The following is a 22,566-nucleotide window of genomic DNA, read 5'->3' on the forward strand; positions in this document are numbered from 1 at the left end:
AACATGGCAAAACTTACCCTTCAAGAACAAATGCTGAAAGCTGGCTTAGTTAATGAAAAGAAACTAAAGAAAGCGAAGAAAGGCTCTAAAAAATCACGCGTTCAAGCACGCGAAGTAAAAGCGGCGGTTGAAGAGAATAAACGCCAACAGTTAGAGCGTGATAAACAATTGAGCGAACAGCAAAATGCCGAACGTTTGAATAAAGAGATCAAAGCGCAAATCAATCAATTGATTGAGATGAACAAGATCGACTTAAAAGATGGCGATATTAAGTACAACTTCACCCATGGCACCTTGGTTAAGTCACTGTATGTTGATGCTCTCATCCGTGAACAGTTGATTAAAGGCATTCTAGCCATTGCGATTGTCGGTGAAAGCTACGTTGTCATTCCACGCGGAGTAGCGAATAAAATTGCTCAACGTGATGAATCCGTCATCATCGAACAGAAAGAACCAGAATCGGACATTCCAGGAGAAGACGACCCATACGCAGATTTCGTCGTGCCAGATGACTTGATGTGGTAACAACAAACAATAGATGCATCAACGAAAAGAGCCGCTGATATAACATCCGCGGCTCTTTTTTAATAGAAAAAATACGCTACAGACATGATGTGCGTTATTGCTTACTTAGTAGCAAATTCACACCAGATGCGGCTAAAAACAGCGAACATCCCCGATTAAAACGTTTCGCCATTTTTGGATTTGAAAACCAATGTCTAAGGTACAAACCAAAAATCGCGTAAATTGAAATGGCGACCATTTCTAAAATCAAAAACGTGGAGCCAAGGGCAAAAAACTGCTCTTGAACGTTGGCGTTCACGTCTACAAACTGCGGCAAAAATGCAGTAAAAATAAGAATCGCCTTCGGGTTACCGGCGGCAAGCGTAAACTCTTGTTTCGCAAGCCCTGCATAGTTGCGTGAGTTAGTTAACTCAGAGATCGGGCTCGAGTCAGAACGCCAAAGGTTGAATGCAATCCACAATAGATACAACGCACCCACCAGCTTTAACGCTAAAAACAGCATTTCTGATGTGTACAAAATCACGGCGAGCCCAGAGGCAGACAACGCGATCATGCCAGAAAATGCCGTAATACGCCCTAAACTAGCGACAAACGCGGCACGAAAACCGTAACAACGCGCATTATTCATTGCCAATAAGTTGTTTGGGCCTGGAGTCATATTCAGAGCAAAGCAAGCGGGAATAAAAAGGAGGAGCTTCCAAATATCCATGATAAAAAATGGCCTTAATTTTTAGTAATAGCCCGCACCGTAACATTGGCTGCTAGAATGAGTAAATAAAAATTCTACGCTAGAGCATTTCCGCTTCAAACCGAGCTGATCTGGCTTGCGCAATCGTACAGTGCGTTTCTGTCATTAACTCCGCCAAGGTGATATTTGGGTTTTGCGCCACCAACCGAATCAGTTTTTCTTCCAACGGTTCCAGTTTGTCCTGATGAACGGATAACCCTTTCTCCAACTTATTCATCACAAACCTTAGCTCTTCACACTGCCCTGCTTTTAGCTGATCAAGTAACGCTTTTAAGTTCAAAGCTTCTCCAGAAACTTGCCAATGACGTGAGCGCCTAACTCGCTTAACGTCACACCCGCAATCCGCCGCAATGACTTTAATGCGTTTAGCATTCTCACCGCCAATGCGATGAATCAGAGAAGGCAGCGAAACAATAATGTCGTCATCTTTCATCCGTTACTCTCCCACCACTGACACATTCTCTCCAACCCAAGTGAGTAGCTGTTTGGCGGCTTTGGAGAGTACCTGATTTTGGCGCACAATGTAGCCGAAATCGGTGTTTGGAAAACTAGGCAAAGGCGTGACTTCTCGGGAAAGCATTAACCTCGGATCAAGAGAGAAATCCGGCACAATGGCGGTCCCAAACCCCGCTTCTGCCCAGTCGATTTGTGCTTCCACACTGCCCACTTCCATCACGCGATGCTTCGGCAGATTTAACTCAGGTAAAGACGCATCTATCAGCTCACGGGTTCGCGTGTCGTGCCCTAGCAGAATCAACGTCTGGCTCTCTTTTCGATTGTCCTGCCACTCAAAAATGTTATCGCCGAACGCACACCAATGAATCTGCGTGAGAGGCGTAAAATGCAGCGGTTGACTCTCTTTTTGTGCGATAACAAAGCCGATATCGGCACGCGCACTTTTCACCAAATCCACCGCTTGAGAAGACGTGGTATTGAACAATGCCAAGTCGATACCCGGGTATTCACTTTTGAATTGCTGAAATGGTTTGATAAGCAGTAAACGCGAAACGATATCACTTGCCGCGATAGAGAGCGTCCCTTGCGTGAGATCGTTGATGGCATTGAGATCCGATTGGCAAATTTGCAGCTCATTAAGCATCCGCTGCGCCGTATCTAACAAACGCTTCCCCGCCTGCGTCAGCTGTACAGGGTTTCGCTCAATCAATTTCGTGCGCGTGGCCTGCTCCAACTGCTTGATATGCAAACTTACGTTCGGCTGCGTCATGTGCAGTTCCGTCGCTGTTTTGCCGAAATGCTTTACCTCTGCAAGAGTTACGAAGGTTCGCAGCCAGTTCAAATCTAACATTGCCAATTCCGATATGAAATTCTTATCAAGTTAATGAGTATAATTAATTTCTCTTATTATGGCGAACGCCTTAAGATTTTTGCATCTGTTTTTGGAGATTAAATTATGTCGTCTATCGTTGTTGTGGGTGCAAACTGGGGTGATGAAGGCAAAGGCCGCATCGTTGACTTTTTGGCAGAGCAAGCTTCTGCGAGCATTCGTTTCCAAGGTGGTAACAACGCGGGTCACACCGTGGTTAACGATCTAGGTACGTTTAAGCTGCACCAGCTACCAAGTGGCGTATTCAACCCAGACTGTTTGGCAGTGTTAGGTCCGGGTATGGTTATCAGCCCTGCGTTGCTGTCTCAGGAGATTGCGGAAGTTGAAGAAGCGGGCGTAAAAGTGAATATGTGCATCTCTGATCGCGCAACACTGTGTCTACCTCTACACGCACTAGAAGATACGCTAGAAGAACAGCGTTTAGGCGACAAAGCATACGGCTCAACTCGTCAAGGTATTGCACCTGCGTACGGTGACCGCGTAATGAAGAAAGGCATCCTAGTTGGTTGGTTGAAGCAACCAGAAGTATTGGTTGAACGCCTTCAATTCATGATGGATTGGAAACTGCCGCAACTGCGTGCGCTTTACCCGACGTTCGAGTTTGAACAAACCGCTGAAGAAATGGCGAACTGGTTGCTAGAGGTGTCTGCACCTTGGCGCGATTCAATTTGCAACGTAACGCTTCCTCTAAAAGAACTACAGGCGAAAGACAAAACTCTATTGTTCGAAGCGCAGCTTGGCGCGGGTCGTGACCTTGTTTACGGTGAGTACCCTTGGACAACATCTTCTAACGTTGTATCAATGTACGCGGGTATCGGCAGTGGTCTTCCAGCACTTCGTCCTGAACGCGTTATTGCGGTTGCAAAAGCATTCAGCTCATCAGTAGGTACTGGTACGTTGATCACGGCAATGGAAGAGCAAGACGCTTTCCGCGAACTTGCAGGCGAGTTTGGTGCAACTACAGGTCGCCCACGCGATATGGGTTACTTCGACGCAGTAGCAACAAAGAACGGTGTTGAACTTCAAGCCGCAACTGAAATTGCACTAACGAAAGTAGACTGTTTGACTGGTCTTAACGATCTGAAAATCTGTGTTGGCTACGAAGGCGACCACAGCGAAAACCCAATCTGGCCTCAAACTGCATCTCTTGCGCCAATCTACGAGAAGATGGAAAGCTGGAGCGAGGACATCACAGGTTGTCGTAAGTTTGAAGAACTTCCAGTAGCAGCACAGAAATACGTTCTACGCATTGAAGAACTGATGGGCGTACCAGTAAAAATGGTCTCTGTTGGTCCAGGTCGTGAACAAATGATTATGCGATAAGATGTGAATTAACACATCATTGGCAAGCGGCTTTTATCTGTTCCGGGGTAAAGCCGCTTTTTTTACACTGTAAACTTTGAAGAAATTGCACTTCTCAATTCGTGTTTAGTAACCTAATCGCGCCTACCTTCCCTCTTTATTTATCAATCAATAGATTAGAGCATATAACGCATTGTGCACGTTATTAGTACATCTCACTTGTTAAAGAAGCACGTTATTTAAGTTAATTGTTTGAATTAATGTTCTTTAACTGATTGCTTGATCACGATCTTCATCTGCAATTTGTTGAACTAGTGCTCAAAAAATCTAACCCGCTGTTTTTAGGATAGATGAGTTCCCCAACATCCAACCTAACAGCAGGTGATTCCCATGACGAAAAATCTTTTCCGCCTCAGTACAATAACTCTCGGTTTATGCATCAGTTCGTTCTCTTTTGCGCAATCCGATCTTCCGAACATTAAAATCCTTGCCACTGGTGGCACCATAGCTGGAGCAGGTCAATCTGCGACAGAGTCAAACTACACCGCAGGTAAAGTCGGTGTCGAATCATTGATTTCTGCCGTTCCGAGCATGACCAACATTGCCGATATTTCCGGAGAGCAAGTGGTCAGTATTGGTTCACAAGATATGAATGATGAGGTATGGCTTAAATTAGCCAAACGAGTCAACGAACTGCTCGCTCAAGATGATGTTGACGGTATCGTCATCACTCATGGTACTGATACGATAGAGGAAACCGCGTACTTCCTTGATCTGACCGTCAAGAGCAAAAAGCCAGTCGTGATCGTCGGTGCAATGCGTCCTTCCACCGCAATGAGTGCTGATGGCCCAGTTAATTTATACAACGCCGTCGTGACAGCCACCGATGAAGATTCTGAAGGGCGCGGCGTGTTAGTCGCGATGAATGACACTATATTCGATGCGCGAGACGTAACTAAAACAAACACCACTTCCGTCAGTACTTTCCAGTCACCTCACTTTGGCCCTATCGGCTACATTCATAATAGCGATGCCAAATATCAACGAAGCCCAGAGCGTAAACACACCACAGAAACACCATTCGATGTATCAAAACTCAACACGCTACCTAAAGTAGGCATTGTTTATAACTATGCCAATGCGTCGAGCTTACCAGTCAAAGCCTTTGTTGATGCCAAGTTTGACGGTATTGTAAGTGCTGGTGTGGGTAATGGTAACTTGTACCACACGGTCTTTGATGAGCTAGAAAAAGCGAGCAAAGATGGCGTTGTAGTTGTAAGGAGCTCTCGCACACCAACCGGCTCAACCACTTTGGATGCTGAAATTGATGACGACAAATATGGCTTTGTTGCCTCAGGCACACTAAACCCACAAAAAGCACGTATCTTACTGATGCTGTCACTGACTCAAACCAAAAACTATCAAGACATCCAAAAGATGTTCCAATACTATTAAATCATTCTGTGTAAGGCATCTTTAGATGCACAAGAGGAGGAGTTACTCGCCTCCTCTTGCACACGACGATGTTGGTGCCCCCTGTTAACCAAACAAACGGCGCTTCATCCCTGCTTTTTCAAGAATACGCGTGGTGATCTCTTCCACAGAGAGAGAGGACGTATTGATGTATGGGATCGCCTCTCTTCTAAACAACGCCTCTACGGTGTCTAGCTCCAACTTACACTGCTCAGTACTGGCGTAATCACTTCCAGACAAACGATTCTCACGGATTTCAGTCAAACGTTCAGGGTCGATAGTAAGCCCGAATAATTTATGACGATGGATCTCAAACTCAGGCAACAAGCGCATCATCTTCACGTCTTCCGCGATAAATGGGTAGTTCACGACACGCAAACCAAACTGCATCGCCATATATAGGCTGGTGGGGGTTTTTCCGCTGCGCGATACTCCCAGCAGGATGATATCGGCTTGTTCCAACCCTTTTAGCGTGATGCCATCATCATGCGCCAATGTATATTCAATGGCCGCGATACGGTCGAAATAAGTATCGGAATCTTTCCCCACACTGCGAGAACGCTGCAACTTGGGTTTTGGTGCCATCTGAATGTCGTCTTGCACTTTCTGTACAATGCTTTCCAACACATCGTAGCTGTATGCAGGCGCTTCCAGCAGCATTTCACGTACGTCTGGCACCACGATAGAGAAAAACACCAGAGGTTTGACGCCATTGCGTTGGTAGGAAGTTTCAATTTCTTTTACAACGTCAGCAACTTTGTCCTGGCTTTCTACGAACGGAAAGGTTTTTTCGTTAGGAATGAACGGAAATTGACCGAGAACAACATGCCCTAATGTCTCACATGTTATCGCCGTACCGTCAGAAACATAGAACACATCACGACTTTGGTTATTTATTTGCATTTCTGTTTAATTTTTCAAAATCTTTTGAGTAGGATGGTAAACATAATATTAATAAATCAGTTTGGCTTTCAGTTAGGTTCACCACAGCTTTAAAAATTCTTTTGAATTTTTTTCAGCCAGAACGTAATCGTTTGCCTTTGATATCAATCTAAATGAAGCAATGTATGGTCAAAGTGTAATAACAGCCAACATGCGATTGTTTAGAGCGATTTAAGTCCCCCTACTAAGCTGCAATGTTTCTGGAGAAAGACATGCAAAAGAACACCCTCTGGTTCAATGGCCTATCCATGGATGATGTCGACAAAGTCGGCGGTAAGAATGCTTCACTTGGCGAAATGGTTTCTAACCTAGCGAACGCAGGCGTTTCTGTACCAAATGGTTTTGCGACAACCTCATACGCGTTTAACCAATTCCTTGACCACGAAGGTTTGGATGAGCGTATTCACCAATTACTTGATGAACTAGACGTTGAGGATGTGGAAGCTCTGCGTAAGACAGGTGCAACCATCCGTCAATGGGTATTAGAGGCCCCTTTCCCTGCGGACCTTGAACAAGAAATCCGTGAAAACTACCAAGAACTGATTGAAGGCAACCCTGAGCTTTCAGTCGCAGTTCGTTCATCTGCTACGGCAGAAGACCTGCCTGATGCCTCTTTTGCTGGTCAGCAAGAAACGTTTTTGAACGTGAAAGGCATCGACGCAGTACTAGAAGCAACTAAGCACGTTTACGCTTCTCTATTTAACGACCGTGCGATCTCTTACCGTGTACACCAAGGTTTCGACCACCGTGGTATCTCGCTATCTGCGGGTATCCAACGTATGGTGCGTTCAGACAAAGCTTCTTCGGGTGTAATGTTTACGCTTGATACTGAGTCTGGTTTCGACCAAGTTGTCTTCATCACCTCTTCATGGGGCCTAGGTGAAATGGTCGTTCAAGGCGCAGTAAACCCTGATGAATTCTACGTTCATAAGCCAATGCTTGAAGCAGGTGAGCACCCGATCGTTAAGAAAACATTTGGTTCTAAGTTGATCAAAATGATCTACTCTGACAACCAAGAGATCGGCAAACAAGTTGATATCGTTGATACTTCTGATGAAGAGCGCAACACATTCTCACTGAACGACGAAGAGATCAAAGAGCTCGCCAAACAAGCGATGATCATCGAGAAGCACTACCAGCGTCCAATGGACATTGAGTGGGCAAAAGATGGCATCGACGGCAAACTGTACATTGTTCAAGCGCGTCCTGAAACCGTATGTTCACAAACGGAACAAAACGTGATTGAGCGCTACGAGCTACAAAACAAAGCAGATGTTTTGATTGAAGGTCGTGCAATCGGTCAACGTATCGGTAAAGGTGCAGTACGTTTGGTTGACTCTCTGGACCAAATGTCATTGGTTCAAGAAGGTGATGTGTTAGTTACAGACATGACTGACCCAGACTGGGAACCAGTGATGAAGAAAGCTTCTGCTATTGTTACCAACCGTGGCGGACGTACTTGTCACGCAGCAATCATTGCTCGTGAACTCGGTATTCCTGCAATCGTTGGCTGTGGCGATGCGACAAGCAAACTGACTGATGGCGCAACAGTGACCGTATCTTGTGCAGAAGGCGAAACGGGTTACGTTTACCAAGGTGAACTTGAGTTTGATGTAAAACGCTCTTCTGTTGATGAACTGCCACTACTGCCGACCAAAGTGATGATGAATGTGGGCAACCCAGATCGCGCATTCGACTTTGCTCAGATTCCAAACGAAGGTGTTGGCCTTGCTCGTCTAGAGTTCATCATCAACAAGATGATCGGTATTCACCCGAAAGCATTACTTAACTTTGATGCGCAAAGCGATGAGCTAAAAGCAGAAATTAAACAGCGCATTCGTGGTTACAAAGATCCTATCGATTTCTACGTGAGCAAGCTGACTGAAGGCATCGCGACTATCGCTTCTGCTTTCTGGCCAAAACGCGTCATCGTTCGTATGTCTGACTTTAAGTCTAACGAATACAGCAACTTGGTTGGTGGTAAAGCCTACGAACCGCATGAAGAAAACCCAATGCTCGGCTTCCGTGGTGCGTCTCGTTACATTTCTCCAGTGTTTGAAGATTGCTTCGAGTTAGAAACTCAAGCTATCAAACGCGTTCGTAACGAAATGGGTCTGAAGAACGTTGAAATCATGATCCCATTCGTGCGTACACCAAGCGAAGCTGCATCAGTGATTGATTTGCTAGCGAAGTTTGATCTGCGCCGTGGCGACCAAGGTCTGAAAGTCATCATGATGTGTGAACTGCCATCCAACGCGGTACTTGCCGATGAGTTCTTGAAGTACTTTGACGGCTTCTCGATTGGTTCAAACGACATGACTCAGCTAACGCTTGGTCTGGACCGTGACTCTGGCGACGTTGCTCACCTATTTGATGAGCGTAACGCGGCGGTGAAAATCATGCTGAAAATGGCAATTGACGCAGCAACCAAAGCTGGCAAGTACGTAGGTATTTGTGGTCAGGGCCCATCAGATCATGAAGATTTGGCGGAATGGTTGATGGAGCAAGGCATCAGCTCTGTTTCACTAAACCCAGACACCGTTATCGATACTTGGTTACAGCTCGGTAAAGTTAGCAGCAAGTAACGCACTAAAAACTCAAGCCCTCACAATCCCCTTGTGAGGGCTTTGTTATTCATACGTCATTTCGCAATCAGTTCGTGATTCCTCTCTCAAGATCGCCATTTAGTCAATTTCATTATCAAAGTCTGATGACCTAGAATGAATGATGTATCGACAACTCCAGAGAGAATTTGATGAAAAAGTCTATCGCACTCATTACCACATTGATGCTCCTAGCCTCTCCCGCTTACGCAGATTGGGATGATATTTCCAACAAAATGTCTGAGCTAGGCGAAGCGGTTTCTGATACTGCGCAAGATGCTTGGGACGATACCAAAGCCTTTTCAAAACAAGCGTGGCAAGATTTCACGAACTGGTCCGAGGAAGCAATCAATACCGCGGGCGAGTGGACAGAAGCTAGTATCGAGAAAAGCAAAGAATGGATAGATGCAGCCGACAAGAAAATTGATGAACTAATGGAAGGCGACACGCCAGAAGAAGCTCGCCAAGCCGTAGACTTAATGGCGGATAGTGCTTTGCTCAAGTTGTTTAATGAAGAGCCGGAGGCCAAAGCCATTTACGACAACGCTTACGGCTACGCGGTCTTTGATTCTCGTAAATTGTCTTTGTTGTTTCACACCAACTCAGGGTCAGGTGTCGCAGTAAATAAGGAAACAGAAAAACGCACTTATATGAATATGTTTGGTTTGGGCGTCGCACTTGGGGCTGGCGGCAAGTTTTACCAACAAGTGATTCTGTTTGAGAGCAAAGAAGACTTTGATACGTTCGTCAACGAGGGATGGGAAGCGACCAGTGAAGCCTCTGCTGTAGCTGGCGAAGACTCAGAGCAACTTTCAAAGCAATTTAACAGTGGCGTCGCCGTTTATCAGTTGAATGCAAAAGGCTTGCTCATCGATGCCAACGTGTCTGATTCTAAATATTGGGTTAACGAAGAGCTCACCAACTCGCAGTAACGCATAGCGACTAATTGCTTAAACAGAACGGTTGTTATGCACCCTTATCAATAAGTTAACGCAGCTATGACTCCTCAAAACTGAGTACTTGTGCAACTTTCTCATGGGAAGTCACCAGAAGATGGTGACTTCCCTTTCTCGTTGGATGGCTTTTCGTTATGCTTGCCCAAAACCATCTGCGATTCGGTATCCCATGCCTGACAATAACTTTAATAATCTGCTGGCAGAAGCAATTTCTGCTCTTAATACGCCTAACTTTACTCCTAAGCTTATGCGTGTCATTCGCACTCTTTTTCATTTTGATTGCGCGGTTATTTTAGGTTATCGAGAAGGTAAACATCCTATTTATCTCTACGACTCGATTGAGAACGAGCGAGAATTACTTTTTCAACGCTACCTTACTGACTCATTTCAAAATGACCCTTTTTTTCTCAAACTAAACGAGACAAAACAACAAGGCATATTTACGCTCAAAGACGTGGCGCGTAAAGGCGTTGACTTCACCTCATACTGCGAGCAGTTCTACCATCAGACAGGGTGGAAAGACGAACTGAGCATGCTAGTCGAAGTCGAACCTGGCCGTTGGGTCATGCTGTACTTCGGGTATATGAATGATGGAAAATACTTTTCTCAACAGCAAATCAATAAATTAAAGCCCTACTTCCCGATAATCCAATCGCTTTGTCAGCAGCACTGGAAACAAACGGAGTTTACCTTTTCTGAGCCTGTTTTTGCCCAGAGTGCTTATTCTGGCAGTATGCGATTGGCCATTGAGCAAGCTTTAGCAACATTTGGCGTAGAATCACTCACTCGTCGCGAGCAAGAGGTGGCTTCACTCCTCGCTCAAGGGTTTGACACCAAAGAAATTGCCGCGCGGTTACACTTAGTGCAAGGCACGGTCAAAAATCATCGAAAACGCATTTACTCGCAGTTAAATGTGTCTTCATTGAGTGAGTTATTCCAGCTTTTCCTCAATCACCTTATTCTCCATTCAAGATAAAAAACTGTCCCTTAAGGGATATATCGACAAAAGGTGTCGCGTTTTAGTCTGAATACAACAACCACTAAGACAGACAAAAAGAATGATGACACCATTACTGCAAGATTTACAAGATCGTGGCTTGATTGCGCAGGCCAGCGATTTGGAAGAAATTCAGACACTTCTCTCACGGCCACAAACCGTTTACTGCGGCTTCGATCCTACAGCTGGTAGCTTGCACATCGGCCACCTCGTCCCTTTGATCATGCTTAAGCGCTTTCAAGATGCCGGACACCAAGCAGTTGCCCTGATTGGCGGCGCAACGGGCATGATTGGCGACCCAAGCTTTAAAGCGACCGAGCGCAGCCTGAACTCTTCAGAAATCGTCTCAGGTTGGGTTAACGATCTTTCTAATCAAATTCAGCAGTTGATGAATCACCAACTGACCAAGCCAATGATCATGGTGAACAATGCTGACTGGATGAAAGCGATCAACGTCATCGACTTCTTCCGTGATGTGGGTAAGCACTTCTCGATCAATACCATGATCAACCGAGAATCGGTAAAACAACGCCTGCAACGACCTGACCAAGGTATCTCCTTCACCGAATTTAGCTACGCTCTGCTGCAATCGTACGATTTTGCCGAGCTAAACCGTCAATACGGTTGCCGTCTGCAAATCGGTGGCAATGACCAATGGGGAAACATCGTCAGCGGGATCGATTTAACTCGTCGCCAAAATGGTGAGCAAGTATTTGGCTTAACTCTGCCGCTGATCACCAAATCCGATGGCACCAAATTTGGCAAAACCGAAGGCGGCGCAGTGTGGCTAGACCCTAGCAAAACCTCACCTTACGCCTTCTACCAGTTCTGGCTTGGCGCAGAAGACGCCGACGTTTACCACTTCTTGCGTTACTACACGTTCTTGAGCTGCGAAGAAATTGCCAGCATTGAAGCGCAAGACCAAGCAAGCCAAGGCAAGCCACAAGCACAACGTATTCTCGCTGAAGAAATGACGCGATTTGTTCATGGCGAAGACGGCCTATCTAGTGCCGAGCGCATCACTCAAGCACTGTTCAGCGGTAATGTGCAACAACTGAGTTTGGGTGAATTAAAACAGTTGGAATTGGATGGTTTACCAAGCATTGAGAGTGCACAACAAGATTTGGTTGAGCTGCTGGTTGAGTCGGGTTTAGCAAGCTCGAAACGTGTTGCGCGCGAACACATCAGCAACAACGCCATCAGTGTAAACGGTGAAAAAGTGTCGGCTGATAACCCGAGTTTAAGCTTCCCACTGTTTGACCAATACTGGTTACTACAACGCGGTAAAAAGCACTTCTGCCTCGTAAAGCGTACCGCTTAACAAAGCATCGGAGTGACACCTCACAAGGCAAAGTGATATAGCGAGTTAACTGACAAGACTTTATAAGGTTAGCTCGCTCTAGTATCGGCTGTGCATACCAAAATGATGAGACATTCCATCTTCCATTCGGCCGCCTTTCCAGCCACCAGCACCGAATAAATTAAGCACATCTTGAGCGGTATAATCGGCACCAGAAAAGAAGTCATTCGCCACATCAGAGCGGATGGCTTGCAACTCTGGTTGATTTTCCAAATCAAGATCTTGCGGATTCGCGTACAACGCCAACGCAATTTTTTGTTGGCACGTGCTTAACTCACTGGTGCTCGTCTTTGCCTGACCGACGGAAAAGTACTCACGACTGCCGTATCCCACCACCAATCTGGTACTCATTAGCTTAATCACTTTCTTAATGCGGCGACGTTGTATAAATCTCAACATGTTGAAGCCCTTATTTATATTTCGATAATTAATAATAAGTTTTGTATACCACACATCAATACTCTAGAGTGTCAGGGTTTAGTACGGCGCTCAAAGAGTATGGAGTTCAAGAGTGAAAATTGACGATCTAAAACTGTTCACCAAAGTCGTCCAACTTGGCAGCTTTACAGCGGCAGCCAATGCTTTGGACTTGCCACGAGCAAATGTTAGCCGACGCATTGGAGAACTGGAACGTTACCTCGGAACGCAACTTTTTCACCGCACCACTCGCAGCCTTTCGCTGACAAACAAAGGCGATGCCTACTACCAAGATCTACAAAAAGTACTCACCTTGCTTGATTCGGCAAACCAGCAAGCCAGTAACGAAAGCATCGAGGTCAGAGGAAAAATCAAACTTGGCCTTCTGCCAGAAACCTATGAACCTCTTCAACCCATTTTGTTTGAATTTCAGGATCAATACCCGCAGGTTGAGCTCGACATTCGCAATATCAACAATGGCTTTATTGATATGTTTCAGCAGGGGTTGGACATCGCGCTGCACGGCGGCATGCTGTTTGATTCAGACATTGTCGCGAGAAAGATCTTAACGCTAGACCGATGTGTCGTTGCCTCACCGAACTATCTTCAAACTCACGGCACGCCCGCCACATTAGAAGAGTTGAGCGATCATCAGTGCATTTGTTTTCGTTGGCCAAATGGCAATGTCGACAACCTTTGGCATTTTCAGGAACAAAACGTAGCGCTCAAACCGAAACTCATTTCCAACAACATCGGCTTTATCAAAAGCTCCACAGTGCTTGACCGCGGCATCAGTTATATCCCAAAACTGTTGGTAAAAAATGAGCTCGAATCCGGTGCATTGGTGCAAGTATTGTCTCAATATGCCGTCACAGAAGAAACGGGGTGGTTACTCTACCCTAAGCCGAAAACGCTGAACCAAGCTAGCCGGTTACTTATTGAACATTTGTGCAATAAAATTCCAAAACTTTTGTAGTTTACATTTATTGTCATAAAATTCGTGACATTGAATCATGCGTACGCATGATTATCTGAACATCTGTGAATTATAAGATGGCGCCGAAATTATGGAGCCATCTTATGAATCATCAAATTAAAACCGCCGCGCTGAGCACTATCGCGCTCTCTCTACTCGGCTGTAATCAAACTCAACCTCAGGTTGAGGAGCCTAGCGCATCCAGACCCGTTCAAGTGATTGAAGTCAACGAAAGGAATGAAGAACTCAACAAATCATTCAGCGGGATCGTAAAAGCAAAAGAAACCGCCTCACTCTCTTTTCGTGTACCTGGCACCGTGGAAAGCGTGTTCGTAAATAAAGGCAGCGTGGTAGAAAAAGGCCAAGTCATTGCCACGCTGGACAAGCACGATTACCAAGTCTCACTAGAAGAATTACAAGCGCGCATGTTAGAAGCGCAATCAGCACACAAACTCGCGAAAGCCGAGTTAAAGCGCGTAAAACAAGCAACTTCTGATGATGCCATTGCCAGCGTAAACTTAGATCGAGCCATCAGCAGCTACGAACGTAGCGTCTCTGCCGTCAAAGTGGTTGAGAAAAACATCCAACGTGCAAAAGATGCTCTACGTTACACCACTCTACGTGCACCATTCACTGGCATTGTTGCCGACGTTTCTGTTGATCCACATGAACAAACCTTGCCGGGCGGCAGTGTTGTGTCAATTCAGCAAGAAGGCAGTTGGGAAGTCGACATCGACGTACCGGAAAATATGATTGCGCAATTCGCACTAGGTCAGCCAGCATCGTTGACTTGGTATGATTCGGAGCAATCCTACCAAGCAACCGTGGCAGAAATCGCGCCGAAAAAGCACCTGCTCAAACAAACCTATACCGTCACGCTAGACATCGATTCCATTTCCAGCGCGCTATTCAACGGTAAAGCAGTCACGGTAAATACCACGCTCAACACCAGCAACTCAAGCCATTGCTTCCCTTATTCTGCAATTTTGGGGGAGAAACAAACTCTGCACGTGAATGTGGTTCGTGATGCGGTTATTCATTCAGAGCCGGTCAATCTTGACTCTATCGATGCATACCAAGCGTGTGTGACCGGAAGTTTTGAGCAAGGCGATTATGTGGTGATCAGCGGTAGCCATTATCTGAGCGAGGGCGATGCCGCCCCAAACCTGACTATCAAGACGTTGTAGGTGCGAATCCATGATCAATTTAGCTGAATTCGCGATTCGCCAACGTAAGTTCGTTCTGTTCTTTATCGTATTGAGCGTGATCGCTGGCATCTATTCTTACTTCGACTTAGGCAAGTTGGAAGACCCGAGCTTTACGGTAAAAACTGCGGTAGTCGTGACCCTTTATCCGGGTGCGTCTGCCGAAGAAGTCGAGCACCAAGTCACCGATACCGTGGAAACCAAATTGCAGGAAATGGCGGAGTTGGATCGCTTGCGCTCATTGTCTCGCCCCGGTTTGTCTATGGTCTTTGTTGACCTCAAAGAGAGCCTTAATTCCAAAGCACTTCCGCAGGAATGGGACTTATTGAGACGCAAAGTGGACGATGTAAAACTGCAGCTGCCTTCCAGTGCGCAGATCAGCGTAGTACAAGACGAGTTCTCTGAAGTCTACGGCATGCTTTTCTCTATCCACAGCACAGATGCTGCGCCAGAAGAGTTACGTCGCTACGCCGAAGAGCTGCAACGCCAAATCAAAGCCGTCGACGGCATCAAAAAGATCGAGCTACACGGCATTCAACCTCGCGTTGTACATATCGATATGCCAGACGAGCGCTTGGCTCAATATGGTTTGTCGATCGCACAAGTTTGGAACCAACTGAGCACACAAAACAGCACGTTCGAAGCGGGAAAATTCGATGCAGGTACAGAGCGTATTCGTATTGCGCAAACCAGTGAGTTTCAGTCTCTAGAAGACATTCGCAATTTAATCATCAATGGTGGCACCGGCGAGTTTGGCTCGGGGTTGATTCGTCTTGGTGACATCGCCGACATCACCATGGGTTATCAAACACCAGCATTGGCAGAAAACCGCTACAACGGAGAGCCCGCTGTCACCTTGGCGGTGAGTCCAGTTCAAGGCATTAACGTGGTGTCACTTGGCGATACGATTCAAGACATCATCGCTAACTACCAAGCAACACTGCCGCTGGGCGTGGACATCTCGACCGTTGCTTATCAACCTGAAGAAGTACAAAAGTCTATCGACGACTTTGTTGGCAACCTGCTTGAAAGTGTCGCGATTGTTTTTGTGGTGTTGTTGGTTTTCATGGGCTTTAAGAGTGCAACCATCGTTGGCGCAAGCTTGCTCCTGACGATTTTGCTCACGCTTGTATACATGAACATCGCCAGCATCGATTTGCACCGTGTCTCGCTAGGTACGTTTATTCTCGCACTGGGCATGTTGGTAGATAACGCCATTGTGATCACCGATATGATGATCGCTAAGCTCAACAAAGGTATCGAGCGAACTCGCGCCGCGATTGATTCCGTCAAAGAAACCGCTGTGCCACTTTTAGGCGCAACTGTCATCGCGATTATGGGCGCAAGCCCAGTGTTGTTCTCCAAAACCGACTCTGCCGAGTTTGCGAGCTCTGTGTTCTACATTGTGGCATCGTCACTGTTGCTTTCATGGATCGTCGCGATGACGTTTACGGTATTAATGGCTTGGATGTTCATCAAGCCAAAAGCTAACAACGAAGAGACCAAACCGAGCCGTTACAAACAGTTGGTATTCTGGACGGTGGACAACCCGCGTAAAGCATTAGCCGCTTTGGTTCCGTTGATTTTAGTCACCGCCGTGGCAATCCCGTATGTGGCCGTGAACTTTATTCCTCAGTCGGATCGCTCAATTGTGTTTCTCGATTACTGGCTACCCAATGGTGCCAAGATTGAACAAACCTCGGCAGACATGCGCAAAGTTGAAGAATGGTTGGTCGCACAACCAGAAGTGGAAAGTATCTCTAGCTATGTCGGCACCAGTGCACCTCGCTTCTCGGTAACGGTAGAGCCTGAGCCGCTCGACCCTGCTTACGGGCAGATTCTGATCAACACCAAAGACTACGAGAGCATCAGTTACTTGGTGACGCGTGGTGATGATTGGCTGAAAGAGGCGTTTCCGGATGCCGAACCTCGCTTCCGAGCACTGAAGTTGGCAACCAAAGATAAGTTCGCGGTTGAGGTGCGTTTTTCTGGTCCGGATGAAACCGTATTACATCAACTAGCGGCGGAAGCGAAAACGATTTTTGCTTCAAACCCTGATGCAAAATACATTCGCGATGATTGGCGCCAAGAAAGCAAAGTGCTCAAGCCGATTCTAAACCAAGACAAAATGCGTCAAGCAGGCATTAACCGCGCCGATGTCGCTTTCGCGCTAAAACGTGCATCAGACGGCATGCCGCTCGGACAAATGAACCTGAATGATGAGCTGATTCCAATTCAGTTACGTGGCACATCGCAAAACATGGCGTCACTAGAAACGCTACCTGTGCGCTCGCTACTTGGCTTTAACAGCGTTCCGCTTGGTCAAGTCGTGGATGGATTCGAACTGGTTACCGAAGAGAGCATGATTTGGCGACGAGACCGCGTGAAAACCATCACAGTTCAAGCGGGTGTGAGCCGAGACTCCACACCAGCGAACGTTAGGAATGCCATTAAAGATCAGGTTGAAGCTATCCAACTTCCGGCGGGTTACAGCATGGAATGGGGCGGCGAATATTACGATGAAGACAAAGCGGTCACCGACATCATGAAGCAGCAACCAAAAGCAATGCTGATCATGGTTATCATCCTAGTCGCTATGTTCAACGGCTTTAAGCAGCCAATCATCATCCTCGCAACGCTACCACTGGCGGCATCAGGTGCCGTGTTTGCTCTGCTGGGATTCGATAAACCATTTGGCTTTATGGCGCTGATCGGAGCCATCACGCTGACCGGGATGATCATCAAAAATGGCATCGTACTAATGGATCAAATTGAGCTCGAACGCGCAAATGGCATGAGCTTGTCTGACGCCATCAAAGAAGCCACGGTCAACCGTACTATGGCTATTTCTATGGGTGCGTTAACGACCGCGCTCGGCATGATCCCGCTGCTGTCAGATCTGCTGTTTGACCAAATGGCGGCAACCATCATCGGAGGCTTGGCGGCCGCAACCATATTGTCACTGTTTGTCATGCCGGCACTGTATCGCCTTGCTTATAAAGAAAAAGCACCGTCCACACAAACCAACGCTGAGCTAGAGGAGGCGTCATCGTGAAAAAATTCATTCTAACGCCTGTCGTTCTAGCCCTAAGTTTAGCAGGTTGTGCAGTGGGCCCCGACTACCAAGCACCGACCACCAGCATGGCAGAAACCTACTTGAACGCCGAAAATGCAGGGTTGAGTACCGATTCACAACACATTGAGTTTTGGTGGACTAAGTTTCACGATCCGGTGTTGAATCAAATGGTTCAAGACATGCAGAGCCAAAACATTCCGCTGAAAGTGGCGGCCGAGCGGGTGAAAATGGCCAACAACTATAAAACAATGGTGGAGTCATTCAAAGTGCCAACGATTAATCTCGGTGCGGGTTACATGAACTATCAGTTCAGTAAAAATGACTCTTCACTCGGTCCAATATTGAACCCACTCAGTGATGCCGTGCCGGGTCTACCACCTCAAATTGGTAACGTCACCCTAATGGATAATCAGCACGATGGTGTATTTGCAGGCGCGAGTATCGCTTGGGAAGTTGATCTGTTTGGGCGCATTGACCGCCAAGCGAACGCGGCGCATATTCGTCTCGAACAAGCTCAGATTTATCAAAGCGGCTTGAACACAGTGATCACGGCGGATTTGATTCACAACTACTTGCAATACCAAGGTGCAAGCGAGCGCCTTGAGTTGGCAAAGTCGAACTTAGAAGATCAACGACTTACACTCGACCTCGTCGAGAAAATCGTGCGCAGCGGCTACGGTTCTGATCTCGATTTAGCCCAAGCAAAGGCCACGCTTGCGGCGATGGAATCGCTCGTTCCGCAGTTAGAAATTGCACAACAAGCGCACAAACATCGTTTAGCAGTATTGCTTGGTGAGCCGCTAACGCAAGTCGAAATCCGTCTGTCTAAGCAGCATAGTGGACCTGTCATGCAAGACATGGTGCCGGTCGGTTTACCTTCCGATCTGTTGAAACGTCGTACCGATATCCGCTTAGCAGAGCGCGAAATGGCCGCGCTCAATGAAGAGTTAGCAGCAAGTGTTGCTGATCAATATCCGAAGTTCTTTTTGACAGGCGCTCCGGGGTTGTCGGCGTCAAGCTTTGACGATCTTTTCAGTAGCGATTCTTTCGGTTGGATGGGCGCGGCAGGCGTAAGCTGGAACTTGTTCGATGGGGGGCGTGGGGAGGCGATTGAAGCCATCAACCAAGCGCGTTTTGATTCGGCGACATTGTCTTATCAACATACGGTCGAGGCAGCTTTGGCAGAAACCGAATCCTCGCTGTTTGCTTATGGTCGCAGCCAAGAAAATCAGCGCCGAATCGATGATGCATTGAAAGCCACCAATAACGCCGTCAATAAAGCCAAGTCACTGTACCGAGCTGGCTTGATTGATCACTTATCGGTTTTAGATGCGCAACGTCAGCAACGCATGATGCAAGATCAGCGAGTCGCAGCAAAGTTACAAACCGCACACGCTACGATTGCGCTCTACAAATCGCTTGGTGGTGATTGGACGCTACAACCAGAAGCACAACCCGACACGAATGCCAAAGGTTAGGTTTCTTACAAGCCTCACACCTTTGCGTCATAACGGATGCCGTTAAATCGGTTAAAAAGAGGCCACTTAGATGGCCTCTTAGTTTGTGAGGCAAATATTTCTACCACCTATACCCTCTCTCGGTTGTATAATATCGGCTCTGAAATATTTTGTTACGTTACCTCGGTAACACCTGAGATTACAACATGAACAACAGCAGATGGGTCGGCTTTATAGGCGGCACGATTGTCTTACTTAGTACCTTTATCCTCTTCGGATCTTCCGTCCACTCTGCTTGGTACCGAATCCCTGCGGAAGCCATTCATGGTATCGCCTTCACTCTGGCTTTTGGTTTAGGGTTAAACAGTCTACTGGCGTACGCGACGGCAATGCTTACTCTCGCAGCGCTATTCTACATAGGTTTTGTTGTTGGCTACCGTATTCATCAGAAACTTAAATAAACTTCTGTCTCAACCTGAGCTTGATAACTAAAAAGGGAGCAAAGGCCCCCTTCCCAGATATCAGCATATAGATGTTCTATGCTCGTTTTAATCATTAAGGTGGTATACCCTCAACGACTGTTGCATGCCTAAAACATCATCACCTAAATACTCAACCGTCATTGGAACGTTGGTCAGCAGAGTAAAACTGGAGTCACTGAACCTTCCATCAACATCACTTTCCAAATGAACAAAAAACGCAGGCTTGTCAGCAATCAATGTAATTTGGCTTCCGTCAATAGAGACATCAATATTGGCTTTTGCCATAGGCAAAGTTTTCAGCTCATGAGTGCAAAACCATGTGTTGCTTATTCTGTCTTCACCGATTTGCGCTTCAACATAGAAGAAGCCTGACGTAAGTTCATCCTTCTCAACCGATTCATTCAATTGCCACAAAATCGTATTGCTGTCTGCTATGACCGTTTGTTCTAAGCTCCAACATTGCTTTTCTTCCCCTTGCCAATCTACCCACTTGAGCAGTGCGTTGACGCTTGCGGGCTCTTTGGCATCATTGAGCAAATGCAGGCTCAACTTGCCTGTATGCTCGGAAAATACCAAATACTGCGGCGCAAAAAAGCGTTTTGCATGGTAGTGCAACTGCTTCCAACGACCACTGTATTCCAAGCTAGACCAAGAACTGACAGGCCAGTTGTCGTTGAGTTGCCAGTACAGCATGCCGCGACAAACTGGAGAAATGGCACGCCAATGATCGCACGCAGTTTTGATCGCGATTGCCTGCTGAACTTGGCTTAAATACAGCATGCTCTCGAATCCAGAAGGAAAACGAAAATAACGCGTGAACATCTCTGTGATGATACTGTTACCACGAGGATTCTTCTGATGTTGTTCAAAGGTTAGGGACGTGATATTCCAATCTTGCTCCGGGACAAACTGCTTAACTTCTGCAAAAGACGGCCAAGATTGAAAACCAAACTCAGAGCAAAAACGAGGATTCACGTCAAGGTAGGCATTGAATGATTTTCCTGAGTGCCAAACGTCCCAAAAGTGCATATCGCCTTTACTATCATCATGCCACGCGTCACCGAAATCCAGTTCACCATTACACGGGGAACTTGGCCAGAAACGACGAGCGCTATCGTGCTCAGTAGTCACCTGCTCAATCATGCGGTTGAGGCGATCGTAGTTAACCGTGTATTTGACTTTGTTGTGCTTGGATTCTTCATACCAACCAATGGCACCAATCACTTCATTGTCACCACACCAAAGTGCTATTGATGGGTGCTCTTTAAGCCTAGGGATTTGGTATCGAAGCTCATCTTCGACCTCTTTTAAGAAGTCATTATCAGATGGGTACAGTGAACATGCGAACATCATGTCTTGCCACACCAACAAGCCAAGTTCATCACAAAGGTTATAAAAGGTTTCACTCTCATACTGACCACCGCCCCACACACGTATCATATTCATGTTGGCGTCAACCGCACTTTGCAAAAGGTTGCGATAACGTGTTTCGCACTCTCGCCCCGGCATTGCGTCAATAGGGATCCAGTTGGCGCCTTTGGCATTAATTGGTACGCCATTGACGATAAATTCCATCGCAGAGCCATGTTCATCAGCTTGGTTATTTAGGGTTAACTGACGCAAACCAACGTTGCGCGTTAACTTTTGCTCTCTGCAAGAAATGGTAATGGGGTAAAGATAAGCTTCGCCATAACCCGATGGCCACCAGCGTTGAGGGTCCGAAATGTGGAACTGGCAATGATAGTGACCACTTCCTTTTGTTTGAATGCATTGACGCTCACCATTAAATTCAACAATCAGTTCATGGCGTTGACTGTCCGTTTCCACTTCAACTAATACATCAAGAAACACACTCTCATCGGCTTGCCATTGCTGCTCTGTCGAAAAGCCTTTGAGCCAAAGCTCATTCACAATGTCGATTTGAATGGGGTCGTAAATACCCGATACCATCAAGCAAATGCCCCAATCCCATCCGGAATGACATTGCGTTTTTCGGATCAAATTCATATGCGGAATTTGATTATTTCCCATTGCGGAAGGGATTGGGAAAGGCAATTTTTTGGCGCGTTCCACACCTTCTATATCGACTCTGGCGAATTGAACAAGAACAGTATTTATGCCCTGTTTTAAATAAGGTTTGATATCAACTCGTTGTTGAGTAAACATGTTGCTGCAAGTTAGTGCTAACTCACCATTAATATAGAAAGTTGCCAAGGTATCGACACGAGTTAGCGTCATCCAAACTTGCTTGGCAGACAACGTAAACGCATCAACTTCAAACTCACGCGAGATATGCCACTCACACTCTTCAATCCAACGAACTTTGTTTTCATTATCGGCAAAATAAGGATCCGGAATGCGCTCTGCTTGTAAAAGCGCCGAAATATTATCGCCCGGAATAGACATTGGAATTTCAATATCGGGACGCTGTGGCGAGGTAAGTAACCACTGTCCATTAAGTTCGAAGTGAGCCATTGAGTAAACCTCAGTTTGGAGAAGAAACATGTTTGCTCAATGTAATCCTGAGTAATCCATGCAAAAACAAGGGAAATGTTATTTACATACGAAATGCGGTGCACTTCACGTAAAAACACTTTCCTTTGATCTCTACCCAAAAATCAGCAACTTGGCTAACCTGTTAAAAATTAATCGAAATCTAAGGTTATATTTGCAACTTCGACATGTTAACATCATCGGCTTTT

The 22,566-nt window shown here is 46.4% G+C and carries 18 protein-coding genes; 12 read left to right on the top strand and 6 right to left on the bottom strand.

Annotation, left to right across the window (positions count from 1 at the left end):
- The first annotated feature begins 3 nt into the window (after positions 1-3).
- Entirely contained in the window at positions 4-525 is a 522-nt protein-coding gene (locus J8Z23_RS19600; RefSeq protein ID WP_301658763.1) for a DUF2058 domain-containing protein, read from the top strand.
- A gap of 94 nt (positions 526-619) precedes the next feature.
- Here the strand turns inward: J8Z23_RS19600 and J8Z23_RS19605 are convergent, their stop codons facing one another.
- From J8Z23_RS19605 to J8Z23_RS19615, 3 genes are all read right to left on the bottom strand, one after another.
- The gene (locus tag J8Z23_RS19605; protein WP_047008055.1) at positions 620-1,234 is read right to left on the bottom strand and encodes a LysE family translocator; all 615 of its coding nucleotides are present in this window, start codon (positions 1,232-1,234) and stop codon (positions 620-622) included.
- Between the two features lie 79 nt (positions 1,235-1,313).
- A complete protein-coding gene (locus tag J8Z23_RS19610) occupies positions 1,314-1,706 on the bottom strand; it encodes a ribosome recycling factor family protein (RefSeq protein WP_301658762.1) in 393 nt (130 codons plus the stop codon).
- Between the two features lie 3 nt (positions 1,707-1,709).
- Positions 1,710-2,579, bottom strand: a complete 870-nt coding sequence (locus J8Z23_RS19615; RefSeq protein WP_006741384.1) for a LysR family transcriptional regulator — start codon at positions 2,577-2,579, stop codon at positions 1,710-1,712.
- 105 nt (positions 2,580-2,684) lie between these two features.
- Between J8Z23_RS19615 and J8Z23_RS19620 the strand changes: the two genes are divergently transcribed.
- Both J8Z23_RS19620 and ansB read left to right on the top strand, forming a co-directional pair.
- Positions 2,685-3,941, top strand: a complete 1,257-nt coding sequence (locus J8Z23_RS19620) for an adenylosuccinate synthase (protein WP_104973443.1) — start codon at positions 2,685-2,687, stop codon at positions 3,939-3,941.
- A gap of 369 nt (positions 3,942-4,310) precedes the next feature.
- Positions 4,311-5,375: an L-asparaginase 2 gene (gene ansB / locus J8Z23_RS19625; RefSeq protein WP_434635794.1), complete on the top strand. Its 1,065-nt coding sequence runs from the start codon at positions 4,311-4,313 to the stop codon at positions 5,373-5,375.
- A gap of 84 nt (positions 5,376-5,459) precedes the next feature.
- On the opposite strand, the gene ppsR is transcribed toward ansB, so the two are convergent.
- A complete protein-coding gene (gene ppsR / locus J8Z23_RS19630; protein ID WP_005392709.1) occupies positions 5,460-6,296 on the bottom strand; it encodes a posphoenolpyruvate synthetase regulatory kinase/phosphorylase PpsR in 837 nt (278 codons plus the stop codon).
- Positions 6,297-6,547: 251 nt separating this feature from the next.
- Between ppsR and ppsA the strand changes: the two genes are divergently transcribed.
- The 4 genes from ppsA to tyrS all read left to right on the top strand — a co-directional run bounded on the left by ppsA (position 6,548) and on the right by tyrS (position 12,212).
- Positions 6,548-8,920, top strand: coding sequence for a phosphoenolpyruvate synthase (gene ppsA / locus J8Z23_RS19635; protein WP_006741382.1), 2,373 nt, complete (start codon positions 6,548-6,550; stop codon positions 8,918-8,920).
- 170 nt (positions 8,921-9,090) lie between these two features.
- Positions 9,091-9,870: a hypothetical protein gene (locus J8Z23_RS19640; protein WP_434635795.1), complete on the top strand. Its 780-nt coding sequence runs from the start codon at positions 9,091-9,093 to the stop codon at positions 9,868-9,870.
- Positions 9,871-10,063: 193 nt separating this feature from the next.
- Positions 10,064-10,870 (top strand): response regulator transcription factor, encoded by an 807-nt coding sequence (locus J8Z23_RS19645; protein ID WP_041853148.1) that lies wholly within the window; start codon positions 10,064-10,066, stop codon positions 10,868-10,870.
- An 82-nt stretch (positions 10,871-10,952) separates the two neighbouring features.
- Complete coding sequence (gene tyrS / locus J8Z23_RS19650; protein WP_434635796.1) at positions 10,953-12,212, top strand: tyrosine--tRNA ligase; 1,260 nt, start codon at positions 10,953-10,955, stop codon at positions 12,210-12,212.
- 78 nt (positions 12,213-12,290) lie between these two features.
- Here the strand turns inward: tyrS and J8Z23_RS19655 are convergent, their stop codons facing one another.
- Complete coding sequence (locus tag J8Z23_RS19655; protein ID WP_434635797.1) at positions 12,291-12,650, bottom strand: DUF6559 family protein; 360 nt, start codon at positions 12,648-12,650, stop codon at positions 12,291-12,293.
- A 112-nt stretch (positions 12,651-12,762) separates the two neighbouring features.
- Here J8Z23_RS19655 and J8Z23_RS19660 point away from each other — a divergent pair, with 112 nt between their 5' ends.
- The 5 genes from J8Z23_RS19660 (at position 12,763) to J8Z23_RS19680 (ending at position 19,843) form a co-directional block, all read left to right on the top strand.
- Entirely contained in the window at positions 12,763-13,644 is an 882-nt protein-coding gene (locus J8Z23_RS19660; protein WP_005392703.1) for a LysR family transcriptional regulator, read from the top strand.
- A gap of 104 nt (positions 13,645-13,748) precedes the next feature.
- On the top strand, positions 13,749-14,831 hold the full coding sequence (locus J8Z23_RS19665) for an efflux RND transporter periplasmic adaptor subunit (RefSeq protein ID WP_434635798.1): 1,083 nt from the start codon (positions 13,749-13,751) through the stop codon (positions 14,829-14,831).
- Between the two features lie 10 nt (positions 14,832-14,841).
- Positions 14,842-17,904, top strand: a complete 3,063-nt coding sequence (locus J8Z23_RS19670) for an efflux RND transporter permease subunit (protein WP_434635799.1) — start codon at positions 14,842-14,844, stop codon at positions 17,902-17,904.
- Positions 17,901-19,403, top strand: a complete 1,503-nt coding sequence (locus J8Z23_RS19675) for an efflux transporter outer membrane subunit (protein ID WP_434635800.1) — start codon at positions 17,901-17,903, stop codon at positions 19,401-19,403. Before J8Z23_RS19670 ends, J8Z23_RS19675 begins: the two co-directional genes overlap by 4 nt.
- 185 nt (positions 19,404-19,588) lie before the next feature.
- Positions 19,589-19,843: a hypothetical protein gene (locus J8Z23_RS19680; RefSeq protein WP_006741374.1), complete on the top strand. Its 255-nt coding sequence runs from the start codon at positions 19,589-19,591 to the stop codon at positions 19,841-19,843.
- Positions 19,844-19,930: 87 nt separating this feature from the next.
- Here J8Z23_RS19680 and J8Z23_RS19685 read toward each other — a convergent pair whose 3' ends face one another.
- Complete coding sequence (locus J8Z23_RS19685; protein WP_434635801.1) at positions 19,931-22,339, bottom strand: glycosyl hydrolase 2 galactose-binding domain-containing protein; 2,409 nt, start codon at positions 22,337-22,339, stop codon at positions 19,931-19,933.
- Positions 22,340-22,566 lie beyond the last annotated feature (227 nt).

The sequence above is a fragment of the Vibrio sp. SCSIO 43086 genome, from assembly GCF_051132235.1.
Taxonomy (GTDB): domain Bacteria; phylum Pseudomonadota; class Gammaproteobacteria; order Enterobacterales; family Vibrionaceae; genus Vibrio; species Vibrio diabolicus.

Coding starts and splice junctions, on each gene's coding strand:
- J8Z23_RS19600 (WP_301658763.1), top strand. CDS start 4: ATGGCAAAACTTACCCTTCAAGAACAAATGCTGAAAGCTGGCTTAGTT.
- J8Z23_RS19605 (WP_047008055.1), bottom strand. CDS start 1,234: ATGGATATTTGGAAGCTCCTCCTTTTTATTCCCGCTTGCTTTGCTCTG.
- J8Z23_RS19610 (WP_301658762.1), bottom strand. CDS start 1,706: ATGAAAGATGACGACATTATTGTTTCGCTGCCTTCTCTGATTCATCGC.
- J8Z23_RS19615 (WP_006741384.1), bottom strand. CDS start 2,579: ATGTTAGATTTGAACTGGCTGCGAACCTTCGTAACTCTTGCAGAGGTA.
- J8Z23_RS19620 (WP_104973443.1), top strand. CDS start 2,685: ATGTCGTCTATCGTTGTTGTGGGTGCAAACTGGGGTGATGAAGGCAAA.
- ansB (WP_434635794.1), top strand. CDS start 4,311: ATGACGAAAAATCTTTTCCGCCTCAGTACAATAACTCTCGGTTTATGC.
- ppsR (WP_005392709.1), bottom strand. CDS start 6,296: ATGCAAATAAATAACCAAAGTCGTGATGTGTTCTATGTTTCTGACGGT.
- ppsA (WP_006741382.1), top strand. CDS start 6,548: ATGCAAAAGAACACCCTCTGGTTCAATGGCCTATCCATGGATGATGTC.
- J8Z23_RS19640 (WP_434635795.1), top strand. CDS start 9,091: ATGAAAAAGTCTATCGCACTCATTACCACATTGATGCTCCTAGCCTCT.
- J8Z23_RS19645 (WP_041853148.1), top strand. CDS start 10,064: ATGCCTGACAATAACTTTAATAATCTGCTGGCAGAAGCAATTTCTGCT.
- tyrS (WP_434635796.1), top strand. CDS start 10,953: ATGATGACACCATTACTGCAAGATTTACAAGATCGTGGCTTGATTGCG.
- J8Z23_RS19655 (WP_434635797.1), bottom strand. CDS start 12,650: ATGTTGAGATTTATACAACGTCGCCGCATTAAGAAAGTGATTAAGCTA.
- J8Z23_RS19665 (WP_434635798.1), top strand. CDS start 13,749: ATGAATCATCAAATTAAAACCGCCGCGCTGAGCACTATCGCGCTCTCT.
- J8Z23_RS19670 (WP_434635799.1), top strand. CDS start 14,842: ATGATCAATTTAGCTGAATTCGCGATTCGCCAACGTAAGTTCGTTCTG.
- J8Z23_RS19680 (WP_006741374.1), top strand. CDS start 19,589: ATGAACAACAGCAGATGGGTCGGCTTTATAGGCGGCACGATTGTCTTA.
- J8Z23_RS19685 (WP_434635801.1), bottom strand. CDS start 22,339: ATGGCTCACTTCGAACTTAATGGACAGTGGTTACTTACCTCGCCACAG.